The organism is Bhargavaea massiliensis (genome assembly GCF_050480245.1).
Classification (GTDB): Bacteria; Bacillota; Bacilli; order Bacillales; family Anoxybacillaceae; genus Anoxybacillus.
Genome location: NZ_JBCNEQ010000002.1, coordinates 1 through 16,396 on the forward strand (window position 1 = coordinate 1; position 16,396 = coordinate 16,396).

The 16,396-nt window shown below is 43.6% G+C and carries 18 protein-coding genes and 2 pseudogenes; 16 read left to right on the forward strand and 4 right to left on the reverse strand.

Annotation, left to right across the window (positions count from 1 at the left end):
- Nucleotides 1-188: 188 nt before the first annotated feature.
- The gene (hepT, locus tag ABEV15_RS00405; protein ID WP_014195290.1) at nt 189-608 is read right to left on the reverse strand and encodes a type VII toxin-antitoxin system HepT family RNase toxin; all 420 of its coding nucleotides are present in this window, start codon (nt 606-608) and stop codon (nt 189-191) included.
- Nucleotides 598-993 (reverse strand): type VII toxin-antitoxin system MntA family adenylyltransferase antitoxin, encoded by a 396-nt coding sequence (gene mntA, locus ABEV15_RS00410; protein WP_268853069.1) that lies wholly within the window; start codon nt 991-993, stop codon nt 598-600. The genes hepT and mntA overlap by 11 nt, the downstream gene beginning before the upstream one ends.
- A gap of 489 nt (nt 994-1,482) precedes the next feature.
- On the opposite strand from mntA, the gene ABEV15_RS00415 reads away from it, so the two are divergent.
- From ABEV15_RS00415 to ABEV15_RS00435, 5 genes are all read left to right on the forward strand, one after another.
- On the forward strand, nt 1,483-2,145 hold the full coding sequence (locus ABEV15_RS00415; protein ID WP_498852073.1) for an HD domain-containing protein: 663 nt from the start codon (nt 1,483-1,485) through the stop codon (nt 2,143-2,145).
- Complete coding sequence (locus ABEV15_RS00420; RefSeq protein ID WP_498852074.1) at nt 2,126-4,024, forward strand: ABC-F family ATP-binding cassette domain-containing protein; 1,899 nt, start codon at nt 2,126-2,128, stop codon at nt 4,022-4,024. The genes ABEV15_RS00415 and ABEV15_RS00420 overlap by 20 nt, the downstream gene beginning before the upstream one ends.
- Nucleotides 4,025-4,041: 17 nt before the next feature.
- On the forward strand, nt 4,042-5,181 hold the full coding sequence (locus tag ABEV15_RS00425) for a conserved virulence factor C family protein (protein ID WP_064220790.1): 1,140 nt from the start codon (nt 4,042-4,044) through the stop codon (nt 5,179-5,181).
- 138 nt (nt 5,182-5,319) lie between these two features.
- Complete coding sequence (locus ABEV15_RS00430) at nt 5,320-5,739, forward strand: Rpn family recombination-promoting nuclease/putative transposase (protein ID WP_498852075.1); 420 nt, start codon at nt 5,320-5,322, stop codon at nt 5,737-5,739.
- Nucleotides 5,740-5,888: 149 nt separating this feature from the next.
- Complete coding sequence (locus ABEV15_RS00435) at nt 5,889-6,326, forward strand: GNAT family N-acetyltransferase (protein ID WP_339170717.1); 438 nt, start codon at nt 5,889-5,891, stop codon at nt 6,324-6,326.
- Nucleotides 6,327-6,431: 105 nt separating this feature from the next.
- On the opposite strand, the gene ABEV15_RS00440 is transcribed toward ABEV15_RS00435, so the two are convergent.
- Nucleotides 6,432-6,935, reverse strand: a complete 504-nt coding sequence (locus tag ABEV15_RS00440; protein WP_498852076.1) for an IS630 family transposase — start codon at nt 6,933-6,935, stop codon at nt 6,432-6,434.
- A gap of 26 nt (nt 6,936-6,961) precedes the next feature.
- Complete coding sequence (locus ABEV15_RS00445) at nt 6,962-7,492, reverse strand: helix-turn-helix domain-containing protein (protein WP_429633757.1); 531 nt, start codon at nt 7,490-7,492, stop codon at nt 6,962-6,964.
- A gap of 570 nt (nt 7,493-8,062) precedes the next feature.
- Between ABEV15_RS00445 and ABEV15_RS00450 the strand changes: the two are divergent.
- From ABEV15_RS00450 to ureC, 11 genes and pseudogenes are all read left to right on the forward strand, one after another.
- Nucleotides 8,063-8,293: pseudogene (locus ABEV15_RS00450) on the forward strand (ISNCY family transposase); the annotation flags it as partial.
- Between the two features lie 6 nt (nt 8,294-8,299).
- Complete coding sequence (locus tag ABEV15_RS00455) at nt 8,300-8,458, forward strand: DUF6444 domain-containing protein (RefSeq protein ID WP_498852108.1); 159 nt, start codon at nt 8,300-8,302, stop codon at nt 8,456-8,458.
- Nucleotides 8,451-8,940, forward strand: a pseudogene (locus ABEV15_RS00460) (IS66 family transposase); the annotation flags it as partial. The gene ABEV15_RS00455 and the pseudogene ABEV15_RS00460, both read left to right, overlap by 8 nt.
- A 357-nt stretch (nt 8,941-9,297) precedes the next feature.
- Nucleotides 9,298-10,557, forward strand: coding sequence for an urea ABC transporter substrate-binding protein (urtA, locus tag ABEV15_RS00465; protein WP_064220640.1), 1,260 nt, complete (start codon nt 9,298-9,300; stop codon nt 10,555-10,557).
- A gap of 60 nt (nt 10,558-10,617) precedes the next feature.
- Nucleotides 10,618-11,517, forward strand: coding sequence for an urea ABC transporter permease subunit UrtB (urtB, locus tag ABEV15_RS00470; protein ID WP_064220639.1), 900 nt, complete (start codon nt 10,618-10,620; stop codon nt 11,515-11,517).
- A 13-nt stretch (nt 11,518-11,530) separates the two neighbouring features.
- Nucleotides 11,531-12,604 carry an urea ABC transporter permease subunit UrtC gene (gene urtC, locus ABEV15_RS00475; protein ID WP_042535400.1) on the forward strand — a complete coding sequence of 358 codons (1,074 nt, stop codon included), beginning with the start codon at nt 11,531-11,533 and terminating at the stop codon, nt 12,602-12,604.
- The gene (urtD, locus tag ABEV15_RS00480; protein WP_498852077.1) at nt 12,561-13,310 is read left to right on the forward strand and encodes an urea ABC transporter ATP-binding protein UrtD; all 750 of its coding nucleotides are present in this window, start codon (nt 12,561-12,563) and stop codon (nt 13,308-13,310) included. The genes urtC and urtD overlap by 44 nt, the downstream gene beginning before the upstream one ends.
- A complete protein-coding gene (urtE, locus tag ABEV15_RS00485; RefSeq protein ID WP_064220636.1) occupies nt 13,304-14,005 on the forward strand; it encodes an urea ABC transporter ATP-binding subunit UrtE in 702 nt (233 codons plus the stop codon). Before urtD ends, urtE begins: the two co-directional genes overlap by 7 nt.
- Before the next feature lie 34 nt (nt 14,006-14,039).
- Nucleotides 14,040-14,342 (forward strand): urease subunit gamma, encoded by a 303-nt coding sequence (locus ABEV15_RS00490; RefSeq protein ID WP_498852078.1) that lies wholly within the window; start codon nt 14,040-14,042, stop codon nt 14,340-14,342.
- A 12-nt stretch (nt 14,343-14,354) separates the two neighbouring features.
- A complete protein-coding gene (locus tag ABEV15_RS00495) occupies nt 14,355-14,684 on the forward strand; it encodes an urease subunit beta (protein WP_498852079.1) in 330 nt (109 codons plus the stop codon).
- The gene (gene ureC / locus ABEV15_RS00500; protein WP_498852080.1) at nt 14,681-16,390 is read left to right on the forward strand and encodes an urease subunit alpha; all 1,710 of its coding nucleotides are present in this window, start codon (nt 14,681-14,683) and stop codon (nt 16,388-16,390) included. The genes ABEV15_RS00495 and ureC overlap by 4 nt, the downstream gene beginning before the upstream one ends.
- Nucleotides 16,391-16,396 lie beyond the last annotated feature (6 nt).

Here is a 16,396-nt window from a genome sequence, read left to right on the forward strand (position 1 = left end):
CTTGCACGACAGAGGAACGGGCTGGAGAAGCACCCGAACGTGTCATGACATCTATAACGTAGGCTCTGTTTCAAGCCTTGGTCTGGTCAACATGGGGCTTACAAGCCCATGACTTTAGTCATTGGGTTGTTGACGTGTTGATGAACGGTCTGCGGCGCTAACCGGCCGGCTTCCGCACTGAAGCCGGCCTAGCTGTTTTTCTTAGCATAATCGAGGATGGCTTTCGTAAATTGTTTGAAATCATCAAGATGGTGTTCGACGATGGCTTGCAAGATGCCAAGGTTCAGTTGTTGATAGTCGTGAACGGCGATGTTGCGGAATCCGACCATCGCCTTCATCTTTTTGCTTATGGAAGGGGAGATGACCCCATGTTCTTCGAGGAGAGCGAATGCATCGCGGCTATGCTGCGGCAATCCGAATTTCTGCTCGGCCACAATATGCATGGCCAAATCGATGCATGCCTCGCACGCCCGCTGTAAATTCAGAACGATCGAATCTTGTTTTGTGTAATTTTGTAAATTTTTTGGATCGCCGTTATATTCTTCACGAATTCGTTTCAGGCAGCGTTCGATCACGCTGATCTTGTTTAAAATGACATCACTTTTCATATATGCTCCCGCTTTCCGTAATTTGTTTTAACACCGGTGCTCTCTCTTCGTTTAGTTTCACATACATTTTCAATGTTTTCATTTCGAACTCAGCCCGTTTCCGCTCGTCGCGGCAATCAATGGCTTTTCCCGTCGAGACGATTTGCGCTTGAAACACGGTGCTGGCTTGGCGCAAATCGACAAGATCGACATCTCGCCCTAACTTGTCAGCCAAATGCCCCGCGAGCCGAAACAGCTCATACGGATCATGCGGTTCGCCGTCGCTGACAAAGGCGATATCGACATCACTGTCCGGGCGCATCGCCCCACGGGCGGCTGAACCGAACAGGTAGATGACGAACGGGTGAAGAGCCGGGCGGAGCGTCTGAATGATGATCGTCTCCATTTCGTTTGGCAATCGCGATGCCTCCTTGCGTTTTTCTTCATTATAGCAAAATCTTATTGTTCTTGGCGAAAAGATGGAAAAAGAAAAAGGGATGGCGATGATGCGCCAATCCCTCTGAGCGAAAGAAGCAGGGGCTGATTGATTCATTTCCTCCTTACATACAAACTTCGGGGCGGCTCTTTTTGCTGCTCTTCCCTAAAACACTTCCTCACCGCGAAAACGGGATGGGGCGATGTTCGAGTCATTCGGGTGATGGATGATATAGGTGTGCGCGTAGCGAACGGTGCCAGGCACTGTTCGACTGTCACACCCAGGCGTTTACGTTTCTTGCCTGGGCTTCTTTTTACTGTTATGTGGGTTTATGTTCATCAGTTTGGACAATATGATACTGGTGCTAGTATAGTTTTATGGACAGTTTTTTGTTAGGCAAACAAAACGTCCCTTTGCTACAATAGTTAACGACAAAACCATCGAATGTTGAGGGCTGATATGGATAAACGGGAAATCATTCAAGAAACAGAACAATATGTGCGTTCATTGCTAGAGAATGATGCAAGCGGACATGACTGGTGGCACATTGACCGTGTTCGGCGTATGGGCATCACTCTTGCGAAGAAAGAAGGCGCTGACGAATTTATTGTCGAAATGGCTGCGCTTCTTCATGACGTAGCCGATGAAAAAATCGCAGGAAACGAAGAGAAGGGCTTATCTGTTGTAACCTCTTGGCTCGAACAAATGCCGCTGTCCAATGACGATAAAGAGCATATCATTGACATTATCTCTTCGGTCTCGTTTAAAGGAGGACACGGGAAAAAGCCACACACCATTGAGGGGATGGTTGTACAAGATGCGGACCGCCTCGATGCCATCGGTGCGATCGGCATTGCCCGCACGTTTATGTATGCGGGAAGCCGCGGGCATCTTATGCATGATCCGTTCCTTCCTTACCGGGAGAAGATGACGAAGGAAGAATACCGGCAAGGCCGCAGTACGGCGATTAATCATTTTTATGAAAAATTATTAAAACTAAAAGAATGGATGAATACAGAAAGCGCGAAACAAATCGCGCTCAAACGTCATGAATTTATGGAGCGTTTTTTATATCAATTTTATCAAGAGTGGGATGAGCAGTATGAAAATGTTAACGGCTGAACATTTATCTAAAAGCTATGCGGAAAAAACGTTATTTCGCGATATTTCGTTTACGATTAAAGAACAGGAACGAATCGGCATTATTGGCGTGAATGGGACAGGAAAGTCAACGTTACTGAAAATCATTGCCGGTGTTGAGCTTGCGGACGCGGGACAAATTACGCATTCGAAAGACTATTCAATCGGTTATTTGCCGCAACAGCCCGATTTTCAAGAAAACTTAACAGTATTGGAACAAGTGTTTCACGGGGATACACCGCTGATTCGTTTATTGCGTGACTATGAAACAGTTTTAGCCGAGCTTGAGAAAAATCCCCTTGATGATAAGCTGCAGGAACGTCTTTTCCGCTGCCAGCAGCAAATGGACGCAATGAACGCATGGGAAGCAAGCTCCAACGCAAAAGCGATTCTTACGAAATTAGGCATTGATGACATGACAAAAACAATGGGGGAGCTTTCCGGTGGTCAAAAGCGCCGCGTCGCTTTGGCGCAGGCGCTTATTGAAACACCTGATTTGTTGATTTTAGACGAGCCGACGAACCATCTTGACTACGAAACGATCCGCTGGTTGGAAGAGTATTTGGCGCGTTATAGCGGGGCCGTTTTGCTTGTGACGCACGATCGTTACTTTTTAGATCGTGTGACCAACCGCATTTTAGAGTTGGATAATGGAAAACTATACAGTTATACAGGAAATTACGCAGCATTTTTAGAAGGAAAAGCGCTGAGAGAGGATCAGGAGCTTGCCGCTGAAGCGAAACGGCAAAACTTATATCGCCGCGAATTGGCTTGGATCAGAAGAGGAGCAAAAGCGCGGACAACGAAACAAAAGGCGCGCATCCAGCGATTCGAAGAGCTGGAGCAATCACTTGGAATGGAACAAAAGAGCAGTCTCGATATCTCATTAAGCGGCAGCCGTCTTGGCAAAAAAGTGCTAGAGTTAAAACGTGTGTGCAAAGCGTTCGGCAGCCAAGTGATTTTAGATAAGTTTAGCTTCCTAGTCAAACCGGGAGACCGCATCGGCATTGTCGGGGCGAACGGAAGCGGTAAATCGACGCTGTTGAATTTGCTTGCCGGCCGAGTCCAGCCTGATGAGGGAGAAATCGAAATCGGGCAAACGGTGAAAATCGCGTATTACACGCAAGAAAATGTTGATATGGATGAAAATAAACGAATGATTGAATACATTCGCGAAGCAGGGGAAGTCATTCATACAACTGATGGAAAAACAATTTCCGCCGCGCAAATGCTGGAGCGTTTCTTATTTCCAATGAATACGCACGGAACACCCATTCACAAATTGTCAGGCGGAGAGAAACGGCGGTTGTATTTGTTGCGCATTTTAATGACAGAACCGAACGTGCTCCTTCTTGACGAGCCGACGAACGATTTGGATACGCAGACATTGACGGTACTTGAAGATTATTTAGAAACCTTCCCTGGGGTTGTGATTACGGTTTCACATGACCGCTATTTTTTAGACAAAGTGGCAGAACAATTACTTATTTTTGAAGGAAATGGGAAAATTGCGCATTATTTTGGTGATTACTCCGATTATTTAGAGGAGCAGCTAAAGAAAAAAGGAGAGCAGGCAGAACTTAAGCAGCCAATAATGAAAGAACAAGTTCAGCCTGCAAAGCCGGCCAAGCGCAGATTAAGCTATAAAGAACAGAAAGAATGGGAAGAAATCGAAGATAAAATTGCGGCATTGGAGACGAAATTGCAAGAAATTACGCTGGAAATGGAACAAGCGGCGAGCGACTATGAAAAAGTGCAAAGATTAGCATCCGAACATGAGCAATTAAGTGCAGAGCTCGATGCGTTGCTTGAGCGCTGGGCGGAATTGTCTGAACTTGTGGAAGCATTACAATCGAAGTAAAAGGGGGATGAACAGGAATGAACATTCAATCGATTGAACCAACACCAAGCCCAAATACAATGAAAGTGCTGTTAGATGAAGAGCTTCCATTTGGCACAAGCCATAATTATAAGCCGGATAATGTCGAGAATGCACCAGTTATTATTCAAGAATTAATGAAAATTGAAGGGGTTAAAGGCATTTACCATGTTGCCGATTTTTTAGCGATTGAACGAAATCCGAAGTATGATTGGAAAGAGATTTTAACAAAAGTGCGTGAAGTATTTGGTGAAGAGATTGAAAGCACACAAGACGATAAACAAGTACGTAACGAGCATTTTGGCGAAGTGAAAGTGTATGTGCAAATGCTTTATGGATTGCCAATGCAGGTGAAGTTAACCGACGGTCAGGAAGAAAGACGATTCGGTTTGCCGCAGCCGTTTATGGATGCGGTTTTAGAAGCGCAGAAACATGCCGGAAATATTGTTCTTGAACGAAAGTGGGTCGAAAAAGGCGTGCGCTACGGCACGTTCGAGGAAATCGGTGCAGAAGTAGTTGAAGAACTGTCCGCTGCCTATCCGCCAGAACGGTTAGAGCGGATGGTACAAATGTTTAAAAGCGGCGAGCAAGCGAAAACGCAAAAACGAGTAAGCTACAAAGTAACGGAAGAAATGCTTGACGACCCAGATTGGACAAAACGCTATGCGGCTTTAGAACAAATGGCAGAGCCAACCGAAGAAGATTTGCCGGTATTGGCAAAGGCATTAAAAGACGAAAAAGTGGCGATTCGCCGCCTTGCCACCGCATATTTAGGAATGATTGGCGGCAAAAAAGTGCTCCCATATCTTTATGAAGCGCTGAAGGATAAAGCCGTCTCTGTGCGCCGCACAGCGGGGGACTGCCTATCTGATATTGGCGATCCTGAAGCGATGCCAGTCATGATGGAGGCATTAAAAGACCCAAGCAAATTAGTCCGCTGGCGCGCAGCGATGTTTTTATACGAAGTAGGCGATGAATCAGCCCTCCCTGCTTTAAAAGCGGCAGAAAATGATCCGGAGTTTGAAGTAAGCATGCAAATAAAAATGGCGATTGAACGCATTGAAGGCGGCGAAGAAGCCAAAGGATCCGTGTGGAAGCAGATGACAGAAAGCAGAAGAAAAGGAAACAGCAGTGAATGATAAAGAAAAATAGGTATTGCGGTATCACCAAAAAACGGCAGCGAAATTGCTGCCGTTTTAACATTTTTTCTGATTCATCTCTTGCCTCTAAACGAAATACAGGCGGAAGATGTTCATGTACTCGACTTGTCACAATTTATGGTAAAATGGAAGAAATATCGGAGAGAAGTGAAACAGTCACCAGAATGGCCATGGCTAACGATGTTGTCGGCTGTCGATGGACGAACGAAAAAAATGGATGAAGAGATGTTTCGTGAATTGGAGGGAATAGCCATGACAGAACAAGACATTTTAGAAGCGCTAGAAGAATGGCAAAGCTTAAGCGTCGACCCCGAAAACCGCTACGCGTACGAAATGCGGCTGAAATGGCTCCTTGATCAACTCTCAAACATTCGCGGCAGTCGGGAAGAAGGAAGACAAGAAGGGTTGAAACAAGGTCGAGAAGAAGGGAAAAATGAAACGATTCGAAAAATGGTCGAAAAAGGAATGAGTATAACAGACGTTGCCCATATTCTCGACATGACAGAGGAGGAAGTACGGGAACGGTTGGGAGATTAGCGAACGGTGTCCAAACGGTGCCAGGCACTGTTCGTATGTATTTGAAATGACAGAAACTTTTGAAAGTCTCCGTCTATCTAAGTTCAGTGCTTAAAAAGGTCATTAACGGGCAATCGGCTTATAAATACTGGGAGAGGAGAACTCAATTTATGGAAATTAGAAAACCAAACGATTCGGAATATAAAAAGATTTTATCACTTTCACCACAAGCATTATTCGAAGGTACATTAGGCGAAGCAAAACCGTCAGATGAAAAAGTCAAACAACTTATTGAACCATTATTGCAGAAAGGAAGCTATTATTTGATAGCAACTGAAGGCGATAATCTAATGGGTTGGATTCTTATAGGAACAAGTAAAGACCAATTTACTGGAAAGATATATGGATTTATTTATGAATTGTTTGTGTTAGAGGAATTTAGAGGAAATGGAATTTCAAAACAATTGATGGAAACTGGTATCGAACATCTTAAACAAGATGGATATTCAGAGGTTCGCTTAAGCGTATATGCAGGAAATCAAGCGATTAAACTGTACGAAAAATTAGGATTCAAAAATAGAACCATTACAATGAGTATGAACATATAAAACAAACATCTTTATTGAATATCTAATAGACTGGTTTATTGAGAATTGGGGAACGTTTTATATACATCCAATTTAAAATTTTAATTTAAAATTTTAACCTCTGGTTCACGCAGTACACCCGATGCGGCGCAACACCTCATCCGGGTGTTGTAGAACGTACTGTTCAAAGCGAGTAATGGATTGGGCAATGTCGTTTTGATCCTTGTGAAAAACGTTGGCAATCACTTCATCTTTCAACCACTTCCACAGCCGTTCAATCGGATTTAACTGTGGAGAATACGGTGGCAAAAAGATGAAATGAAAAGCATCGCCTTCCTCGCCATCAAGAAAGGCTTGTACCATCTTGGTATGATGAATACGCGCATTGTCTAACACAAGCACGAGGAATCGATCGGCATATTTCTCTTTCAATCGGCGCAAAAAGTTGAGGAACGTTTCGGCATTGGCGGATGATGCGCGATGAAATACCACATCGCCTTGTTGAACGTCAACTGCACCAAAAATGGACACATGGTCATGGTGTCCGTAGCTTGGCACTTGTTTCTGATTCCCTACTTCTGCCCATGTCGTACGTAGCGCTTGATACGCGCGAACATGCGTTTCGTCCAAATAAAACAGCGTGACATTCTCGGTAATTAGTTTTTTTTTATAAATTCAAGTTCTTTTTGAAAGGCAGCTTGACGCTTGGCGTCTCCTTTGACTAGCTTGTAAGTCGGACGTGTCCATGACAAACGAAGACGATGCAACAACTTACGAATGCCTTCACGTGACATCGAAACGCCATAGGTATGTTGGATGTAAGATTGTAAAATGCGCGTGTTCCACGATGAAGCGATGCCCCAGCCAGCATCCACAGGTGTGGTGGTTAACACGAGTTGTCTAATTTCTTGTTGTTGTTCTTCCGTAAGAAACGGCACACGGCCAGGCGGCAACCGACGATCGAGTAGATGATCGAGCCCACCTTGATTAAAACGTGCAACGTAGAGGGCAACCGATTGACGGCATACGTTGACCATTTTCGCGACATCTTTACCGAGGTGACCTTCCATGACAAGACGAACAGCGGTCACCCGAACACGAAGGGAAGCGTCTTTGATTTTCCGTTCTTGTTTCCGAAGTGTTCGAGGCGTCCAACCGTGATCATTTGTGATTTTCAAACGTTTCATGCCAATTCCGCTCCTTTTGTATAGAAATATTTAGGAGCAGTATAGCCATGAAAAAAGGTGTTCATACAGAAGTCATCGTTTTAAAGTGCATGTATATAGTACTTAATTAATTATTTTCTGTAAAAGCTAACCTGATCATCTAAATTAATAATTATGTAGTAATCAAAAGCTGATATTAGTCACGATTGAATAACCTTTAAGTGATTTTTCTACAATACTGTTAACTTAAGATTCAATCGATCATCCTAGGAGGGAACTTAGGTTTGTACAATGTACTCTTAAAGGTTATAATTACTTGTAATAATTACTAATAGTGTAAAGGAGATATGAAAAATGAACAAAGAAACTATGGGAAAAAGTGCAATAAGGTGGATTATATACGCTCTCTTAGCTTTGGCCGTAATAAGATTTATAGACAAATTAATTTAATTAATCAATTAGTTTTTATGAAAGTGTTGCAAAATGCATAATGGATAATAATGGATGCAAAAAGAGAAAACAAAAAATCCACCCATTTTGGAAATCATTATAGAGTGACCAAAAACTCAGTTCCAATGGGTGGATACTATCATTATTTCCAATTTTATCAGTGAACCTGCACCGTATAGTGAAATAGATCCTCTTTTACAGGCTTTATTTCGGTACCTCGACCAACTTTCCTTACCAGAAGCGTCCTATGTGACAGGGAGATCACCCGGTTCGAAAAAATCATTGTTAAAATGTCTCATTTTAAACACTTATTTTTCCATTGATTCGTTACGTCAGTTAGTAGACATCCTGAATCGCTTTAGCGAACGGTGCCAGGCACTGTTCGTACGCAAAGAAAATGAACAACTGAAGTACCGTGTTCAAGAGCTGGAAGCACGCACGAAAAAAAACAGCTCCAATAGCCATTTGCCCCCATCTTCTGACCGTTTTGCCAACACACGTTCTTCTCGTCAACCATCTGGCAACAAATTTGCATGAATTGAAGGGTTTCATCGAACAAGGGCATACGTGGGCGATGCGCATGACCACGTTTCTGTTAGCCGCCAAACAAGCCGTCGAAGCCCATCACGGTGCACTTTCCGAAGAAAAAGCGAGACGGTGGGAACGAGTGTATGATCGCATCCTAGAAAGAGCACAACACCGATTGGAAGCGAAGACGCCTCTTCCGAAAAAAAGCACTCGCTTTTGTTCGACGCCTTCAAAAACGAAAGGAAGAAGCGCTGCGTTTCTTACGTGAAGTGCATGTTCCCTTTGATAACAACCAAGCCGAACGCGATCTCCGCATGGTCAAAGTGAAAGAGAACATTTCGGGTACATTTCGCGAAGAAACATTCTCCCAGTCCTTTTGTATCACAAGAAGCATCGTTTCCACACTGACGAAACACGAAAAAAACGTGTGGGATTCGTTATGTCTTCTGTTGGCAGGCGAAACGATCGATCGAGTTCTTTCCGCTACCTAGGGCATTTTCTATTACGGGGATGCCCTATTTGTGTTGGGTTTCTTTACATACTACTATCGGGGTGAAGAGTTATCTTTTCTGCAGTTTTCCATTCAATCAAAAAGAACCATATTAGGTTATATGACAAAATACAATATTTTTTGAATTTTCTGTTGACACTGCAAAAAAACATATATATAATGTCAGATAATATTACATTAGTTGTTATAAAATATAACGAATGGAGGTGGAGAAAAAGAAAAAAGGAATTTTCTCACTGTCATGAGAAAATTCCTTATAAATCGGGCATTACATACGTCGGTGCATGCCTGATTCTAATTATATTATAAATATTAGAATCTTGTAAGGGGTGTTTACATGAAGAGATTAAAAGGAAATGGATTGAAATGGCTCAGCTTGCTTTTATGCGGAAGTTTATTGGTACTGAGCGGATGTGCTGCATCATCGGCAGTCGATGAGGCGAAAGGAAAGGAGAAAGAAAGTAGCACATCGGAAACAAGCGACACTGTCAAAGTAGGGATACTTCACTCATTGAGCGGCACGATGGCGATCAGTGAGGTATCGTTGCGAGATGCGGAATTAATGGCGATTGAAGAAATTAATGAATCTGGTGGTTTGCTAGGGAAAAAAATTGAACCTGTCATAGAAGACGGCGCCTCAGACTGGCCAACGTTTTCGGAAAAGGCGAAAAAGCTACTACAGAAAGATAAAGTAGTGACAATCTTTGGTGGATGGACATCAGCGAGCCGCAAAGCGATGCTTCCGGTCGTCGAACAAAATAATGGGTTGCTTTGGTATCCAGTCCAATATGAAGGGATGGAGTCTTCACCAAATATTTTTTATACAGGTGCCACGACGAACCAACAAATCGTTCCGGCGGTAAGCTGGTTGTTACAAAATAAAGGAAAGAAATTTTTCTTGCTTGGTTCGGATTATGTGTTCCCGCGCACGGCAAATAAAATTATTAGAGCTCAATTAAAAGCGGAAGGCGGGCAATTGGTCGGTGAAGAATATACGCCGCTTGGCCATACAGATTATAGCACGATTATTAGCAAAATTAAAGATGTGAAGCCAGATGTAGTGTTTAACACGCTAAACGGGGACAGCAATGTTGCGTTCTTCAAACAATTAAAAGATGCCGGGATTACACCAAAGGATTTAACGGTTATGTCTGTGAGCATCGCCGAAGAAGAAATTCGTGGAATTGGCGGTGATGTATTGGCCGGCCATCTTGCGGTATGGAACTATTTTCAGTCAACGGACACACCGGAAAACAAAGTATTTGTAGAAAAATATAAAAAGAAGTATGGAAAAGACCGCGTCACAAGCGACCCGATCGAAGCAGCGTACTTTGCTGTTCATTTATGGGCCGAAGCGGTAAAAAAAGCCGGCTCGTTTGATGTAGATAAGGTGAAAAAAGCAGCAGATGGCATCGAGTATAAGGCGCCTGGCGGAACGGTAAAAATCGACGGAGAAACACAACATACATGGAAGATTGTGAGAATAGGAGAAATCCAACCGGATGGTCAATTTAAAGAATTATGGAATTCTGGGGAAGCTGTTAAGCCAGATCCTTATTTAAAAAGCTATCCATGGGCAAAAGACTTGATGAATTAAATACATTTGTGGGAAAGGGGTTATGCTCCTTTCCTCTCCTAAAAGAAAGGGGGTATTTCCTTGTCAGTTTTTGTGACACAATTGTTTAACGGTTTAAGCTTAGGTTCGATCATGCTTTTCATTGCCATCGGGTTGGCGATTACGTTTGGGTTAATGGGCGTCATCAACATGGCTCATGGCGAATTGATTATGGTGGGAGCTTATGCGACGTACGTTGTTCAACAGTTTTTTGCGCAATATGCACCGCAATCGATGGACTATTATTATGTCATCGCTATTCCTGTCTCCTTTTTTGTTTCTGCTCTCCTTGGTTTAGGATTGGAAAAATCGTTAATTCGCCACCTATATCACCGGCCATTGGATAGTTTACTGGCAACGTGGGGAGTGAGTTTGATTTTACAGCAAATGGCGCGGACGATTTTCGGTGCGCCCAATGTGGCGGTACTTCCTCCCAAATGGTTAGATGGCGGGGTTCATGTTGCGGGAATGGTGTTTCCGTATAAACGGTTGTTCATTTTAACATTTGTCGCCGTGTCAATCTTTGTACTTTATATGTATTTAAATAAAACAGCAGCTGGCCGAAGAATAAGGGCGGTTACACTTAACCGGGATATGGCCGCATGCCTTGGCATTTCTACGCAAAAAGTAGACGCATACGCTTTCGCGATCGGATCCGGCTTTGCGGGTTTGGCAGGTTGTGCATTAACGCTGCTCGGTCCGATTGGTCCAACGATCGGAACGTATTATATTGTCGATGCATTTATGGTCGTTATTTTAGGGGGAGTAGGGAAAGTAATCGGAACAGTTTTAGGGGCATTTGGAATCGGATTGATTGGTACATTGACCGAATATTCGACAAGTGCCACGATGGCAAAAGTGATTACGTTTGCGTTGATTATTGTCTTTTTGCAATGGAAGCCTTCTGGACTTGTGAGCATGAAAACGAGATCACTCGATTAAGGGGGGGACAAAAATGATCAAAAAGAACTGGATGTATTGGATGTTTTTTCTTGCTTTGTTTTTAGCGCCGTTTTATTTAACAGAATTTCGTTTGTCGCTGCTTGGGAAATTTCTTTGTTTTGCGATGATTGCGATCGGCATTTCTTTAATTTGGGGCTATACCGGCATTTTAAGTTTAGGTCACGGTGTATATTTTGGCTTAGGAGCTTATTGTATGGCGATGTATTTAAAACTGGAGGCTTCCGGTGGTCGGTTACCCGACTTTATGGAATGGAGCGGTGTAAACAATCTACCTTGGTTTTGGAAACTGTTTGAACATCCAATCATCTCCATATCTTCCGCCATTATCGTTCCGGTGCTTCTAGCGATGTTTTTAAGCTATTTTACGTTTAGAAACCGAATTAAAGGTGTTTATTTTTCATTATTATCCCAAGCGATCGTGGTTGTTTTTGTGACGTTATTTATCGGAAAGCAAGAATGGACCGGGGGAACAAACGGGTTAACGAATTTTTCTACCGTTTTTGGGTTCTCGCTATCTTCTCCTCTTACACAAATCGTTCTTTATTTATTAACCGTTGTTTTGCTTTTGTCGATGTTTCTTTTCTCTCGCTGGTTAACGAGGAGTCGATTCGGTCGGGTGCTTGTTGCGATTCGGGATAGTGAAAACCGGGTCCGCTTTTTAGGATTTAATCCGACTACGTATAAAGTGTTTGTATATAGCCTTTCCGCTGCTTTTGCTGGAATAGCAGGAGCGATGTTTGTGCTGCAGGTAGGGCTTATTTCTCCGGCAATGATGGGAATTATTCCTTCCATTGAAATGGTGCTATGGGTTGCCGTCGGCGGAAGAAGTTCGTTAATCGGAGCGATCATCGGTGCCATTGTGACGAACGGTGCGAAAAGCTTTTTTAGCGAAAATTATCCTGATATATGGCTGCTGTTTTTAGGGGGATTATTTATTGCTGTCGTGCTGTTTTTGCCAAACGGGCTAGCAGGCGTATATCAGTCTGTTAAACAACGAAAAAAACAAGGGGAAGTGAGAGCAAATGAAGCCAGTTCTCATGTGCTGCAGCGTGTCAGTAGATTTTGACGGGTTTTATGCGTTGCAAGGGGCTGATTTGAAAGTTTATCCACATGAAGTACGATTTTTAATCGGGCCAAACGGAGCGGGAAAGACGACGCTATTAGATGTGATTTGCGGTAAAACAAGGGCAAGCAGCGGAAAAGTGTTATTTTACTCACACGATATTACCGATATGCCGGAACACAAAATTGTACAGCTTGGTATTTCTAGGAAATTTCAAAGCCCATCGATTTTTCATCAGTTGACTGTATGGGAAAACATGGAACTAGCTTTAAAACAAGATCGCGGGCTATTTGCTGTTTTACGGGTAAAGATGTCAGAGGCAGATCGGGATATGATCATCACGTTATTACAACGTATCGAATTACTCGATTATGCTGACCAAAAGGCTTGTTCTCTTTCGCACGGTCAGAAGCAGTGGCTCGAAATCGGCATGCAGCTGATTCAGTTTCCTCAACTGTTGCTGCTTGATGAACCGATTGCAGGAATGAGTGCCGCGGAACGGGAACGCACAGGGGAATTGATCCATGAAATTGCTCGCGATTGTGCAGTTGTGATTGTCGAACATGATATGGATTTTGTGCGTCGTTTTTCAAAGCAAGTGACGGTGATGCATGAAGGGAAAGTATTGTGTGAAGGGACGATGGAAGACATTCAGCAAAATGAAAAAGTAGTCGAAATTTATTTAGGAAGAGAGGAGAAAGCGTGTTAAGCGTTCGAAATATGGCAGCCGGATATGAACAAAGCGTTGTGTTAGAAAACGTAAGCATGGACGTACAAAAAGGATGTGTGACGGCAGTGCTAGGGCGAAATGGTGTCGGAAAAACGACGCTTATGAAAAGCATCATCGGATTGATCAAACCGATGAGTGGCAACATCGAATGGGAGGGTGAGGATATTACATCATTGCCGCCGGAACAGAGGGTAAGAAGAGGAATTGGATATGTTCCTCAGGGTAGAGAAATTTTCCCTTCGTTAACGGTCGAAGAAAATTTATTGTTAGGATTCGAGGCGCTTCCTAAAAAAATCAATTCGTCACACGTTTTAGAAGAGATTTATGAATTATTTCCTATATTAAAAGACATGTTGCATCGAAAAGGAGGAGATTTAAGCGGTGGGCAACAGCAGCAACTTGCCATTGCCCGTGCGCTGATTGGACAGCCAAAGCTGCTTTTGCTTGATGAACCGATGGAAGGCATTCAGCCATCGATCGTACAACTGATTCGTGATGTCATCATGAAAATTGCAAAAGAAAAAACGGTCGGAATTGTACTTGTCGAGCATAGCCTAGATTTAGCTTTTTCATGCGCCGACTACTTTTACATTTTCGATCGCGGCATAGTTGTTGCGCAAGGGCATGTGAGTGAAACGAGCATGAGTGACGTTCAGCGGTTTTTAACCGTATAAGTCGAACGTAATGAATAAGGAAGGTGGGAGAATATTGAAATTAACTGCACGTGAACAGGAGAAGTTGCTTATTGTCGTTGCAGCGGATCTCGCACGCCGCCGCAAAGAAAGAGGGTTGAAGCTAAATTATCCCGAAGCAGTCGCTCTAATTACATATGAAATTTTAGAAGGTGCGCGCGATGGGCGTACAGTGGCAGAGTTAATGCAATACGGGACAACGATTTTAACCCGTGATGATGTGATGGAAGGAGTGCCGGAAATGATTGAAGACATACAAGTGGAAGCCACATTTCCCGACGGCACAAAGCTCGTGACGGTTCATCAGCCAATTCGTTGAAGGGGGGATACGATGATTCCAGGAGAATATTTGTTAAAAGAAGATACGATCGTTTGTAATCGCCATAAATCGATTACAAAACTGGTCGTGACAAATCGTGGAGATCGCCCGATTCAAGTTGGATCTCACTTTCACTTTTTTGAAGTGAACTCGTTTCTTGAATTTGACCGTCAAGCGGCGTATGGAAAACATTTGAACATCCCTGCAGGTACAGCAGTGCGTTTTGAGCCGGGGGATGCAAAGCAAGTGGAACTTGTCCCGTTTTCGGGGAAGCGACATGTTTATGGGTTAAACAACTTTGTCAACGGCCCGCTTGATCAAGAAAGAGGGGGAGAATCATGAGCTTTCAAATGCCGCGAAAACAATATGCGGACATGTTTGGACCGACAACAGGTGATTGTGTTCGTTTAGCGGATACCGATTTATGGATCGAAATTGAAAAAGATTTTACCGTTTATGGGGACGAGGTGAAGTTTGGAGGCGGAAAAGTGATTCGTGACGGGATGGGACAGCATCCTCTTGCAACCCGTTCCGAATCGATGGATTTAGTGCTGACGAATGCAATCATTGTAGATTACACGGGAATTTATAAAGCAGATATTGGGATTAAAGACGGCAAGATTGCCGCGATCGGGAAAGCGGGCAATCCGTTGTTAATGGACGGGGTAGATATGACAATCGGAGCATCGACAGAAATTATTGCTGCAGAGGGGAAAATTGTCACTGCAGGAGGAATTGATGCCCATATTCACTTTATTTGTCCGCAACAAATCGAAACAGCCTTGTCATCGGGGATCACGACAATGATCGGCGGCGGAACAGGACCGGCGACAGGCACAAATGCGACGACGTGTACTCCCGGGGAATGGAACATCCATCGCATGTTGGAAGCGGCCGAAGCGTTTCCGATGAACCTTGGATTTTTAGGAAAAGGCAACGCATCAGCGAAAGAGCCATTGGCGGAACAAATTCGTGCGGGAGCCATTGGCTTAAAGCTTCATGAAGATTGGGGGACAACAGCGGCGGCCATTGATGCGAGTTTGCAGGTTGCGGACGAATATGATGTGCAAGTGGCGATTCATACCGATACGCTGAATGAAGGGGGATTTGTCGAAGATACGTTACGGGCGATTAACGGGCGCGTCATTCACACATATCATACGGAAGGAGCGGGCGGGGGACATGCGCCGGATATTATTAAAGTAGCGAGTTTTCCAAATATATTGCCTTCTTCTACAAATCCAACGCGACCTTATACAAAAAATACGTTAGATGAGCATTTAGATATGCTGATGGTTTGTCATCACTTAGACCCGTCTGTCCCGGAAGATATTGCATTTGCTGACTCGCGCATTCGTAAAGAAACGATTGCGGCGGAAGATATTCTCCATGATTTAGGCGTTTTTAGCATGATCAGCTCTGATTCGCAAGCGATGGGACGCGTCGGAGAAGTGATTTTGCGCACATGGCAAACGGCGGATAAGATGAAGAAACAATTTGGAAGACTGCCAGAAGAAAAAGGAAGAGGTGATAATTTTCGAGTGAAGCGTTACATTGCCAAATATACGATTAATCCGGCGCTTACCCATGGGATTGCGAAGTACGTCGGATCGATCGAAGTTGGCAAATTAGCCGATTTAGTCGTTTGGCATCCTGCATTTTTTGGTGTAAAACCGGAACTTGTTTTGAAAGGTGGAATGATTGCCTATAGCGTAATGGGAGATCCAAATGCTAGCATTCCGACTCCGCAGCCGGTCATGTATCGACCGATGTTTGCAAGTTATGGAAAAGCTTTATATAGAACTTCTATTACATTTGTATCGAAAACAGCTTTTGAACTTGGAATCTCGCAACAACTTAATTTACAAAAAATGATTCAACCGGTAGAGCACATTCGCAACTTGTCGAAAAATGATATGGTGTATAACAGTGCGATGCCAAAGATTGATGTGGATCCGCAAACGTACGAGGTAAGAGTCGATGGAACACTTATTACGTGTGAACCAGCCGAAGTTGTTCCAATGGCTCAACGATATTTTTTATTTTGAGGTGAT

Bases quoted from the DNA above. Each gene is read 5' to 3' on its own strand.
- ABEV15_RS00495 (WP_498852079.1), top strand. From the start codon at position 14,355: ATGATTCCAGGAGAATATTTGTTAAAAGAAGATACGATCGTTTGTAAT.
- urtD (WP_498852077.1), top strand. From the start codon at position 12,561: ATGAAGCCAGTTCTCATGTGCTGCAGCGTGTCAGTAGATTTTGACGGG.
- ABEV15_RS00435 (WP_339170717.1), top strand. From the start codon at position 5,889: ATGGAAATTAGAAAACCAAACGATTCGGAATATAAAAAGATTTTATCA.
- ureC (WP_498852080.1), top strand. From the start codon at position 14,681: ATGAGCTTTCAAATGCCGCGAAAACAATATGCGGACATGTTTGGACCG.
- urtC (WP_042535400.1), top strand. From the start codon at position 11,531: ATGATCAAAAAGAACTGGATGTATTGGATGTTTTTTCTTGCTTTGTTT.
- ABEV15_RS00425 (WP_064220790.1), top strand. From the start codon at position 4,042: ATGAACATTCAATCGATTGAACCAACACCAAGCCCAAATACAATGAAA.
- urtA (WP_064220640.1), top strand. From the start codon at position 9,298: ATGAAGAGATTAAAAGGAAATGGATTGAAATGGCTCAGCTTGCTTTTA.
- ABEV15_RS00415 (WP_498852073.1), top strand. From the start codon at position 1,483: ATGGATAAACGGGAAATCATTCAAGAAACAGAACAATATGTGCGTTCA.
- ABEV15_RS00420 (WP_498852074.1), top strand. From the start codon at position 2,126: ATGAAAATGTTAACGGCTGAACATTTATCTAAAAGCTATGCGGAAAAA.
- ABEV15_RS00430 (WP_498852075.1), top strand. From the start codon at position 5,320: ATGGTAAAATGGAAGAAATATCGGAGAGAAGTGAAACAGTCACCAGAA.
- hepT (WP_014195290.1), bottom strand. From the start codon at position 608: ATGAAAAGTGATGTCATTTTAAACAAGATCAGCGTGATCGAACGCTGC.
- mntA (WP_268853069.1), bottom strand. From the start codon at position 993: ATGGAGACGATCATCATTCAGACGCTCCGCCCGGCTCTTCACCCGTTC.
- ABEV15_RS00445 (WP_429633757.1), bottom strand. From the start codon at position 7,492: ATGAAACGTTTGAAAATCACAAATGATCACGGTTGGACGCCTCGAACA.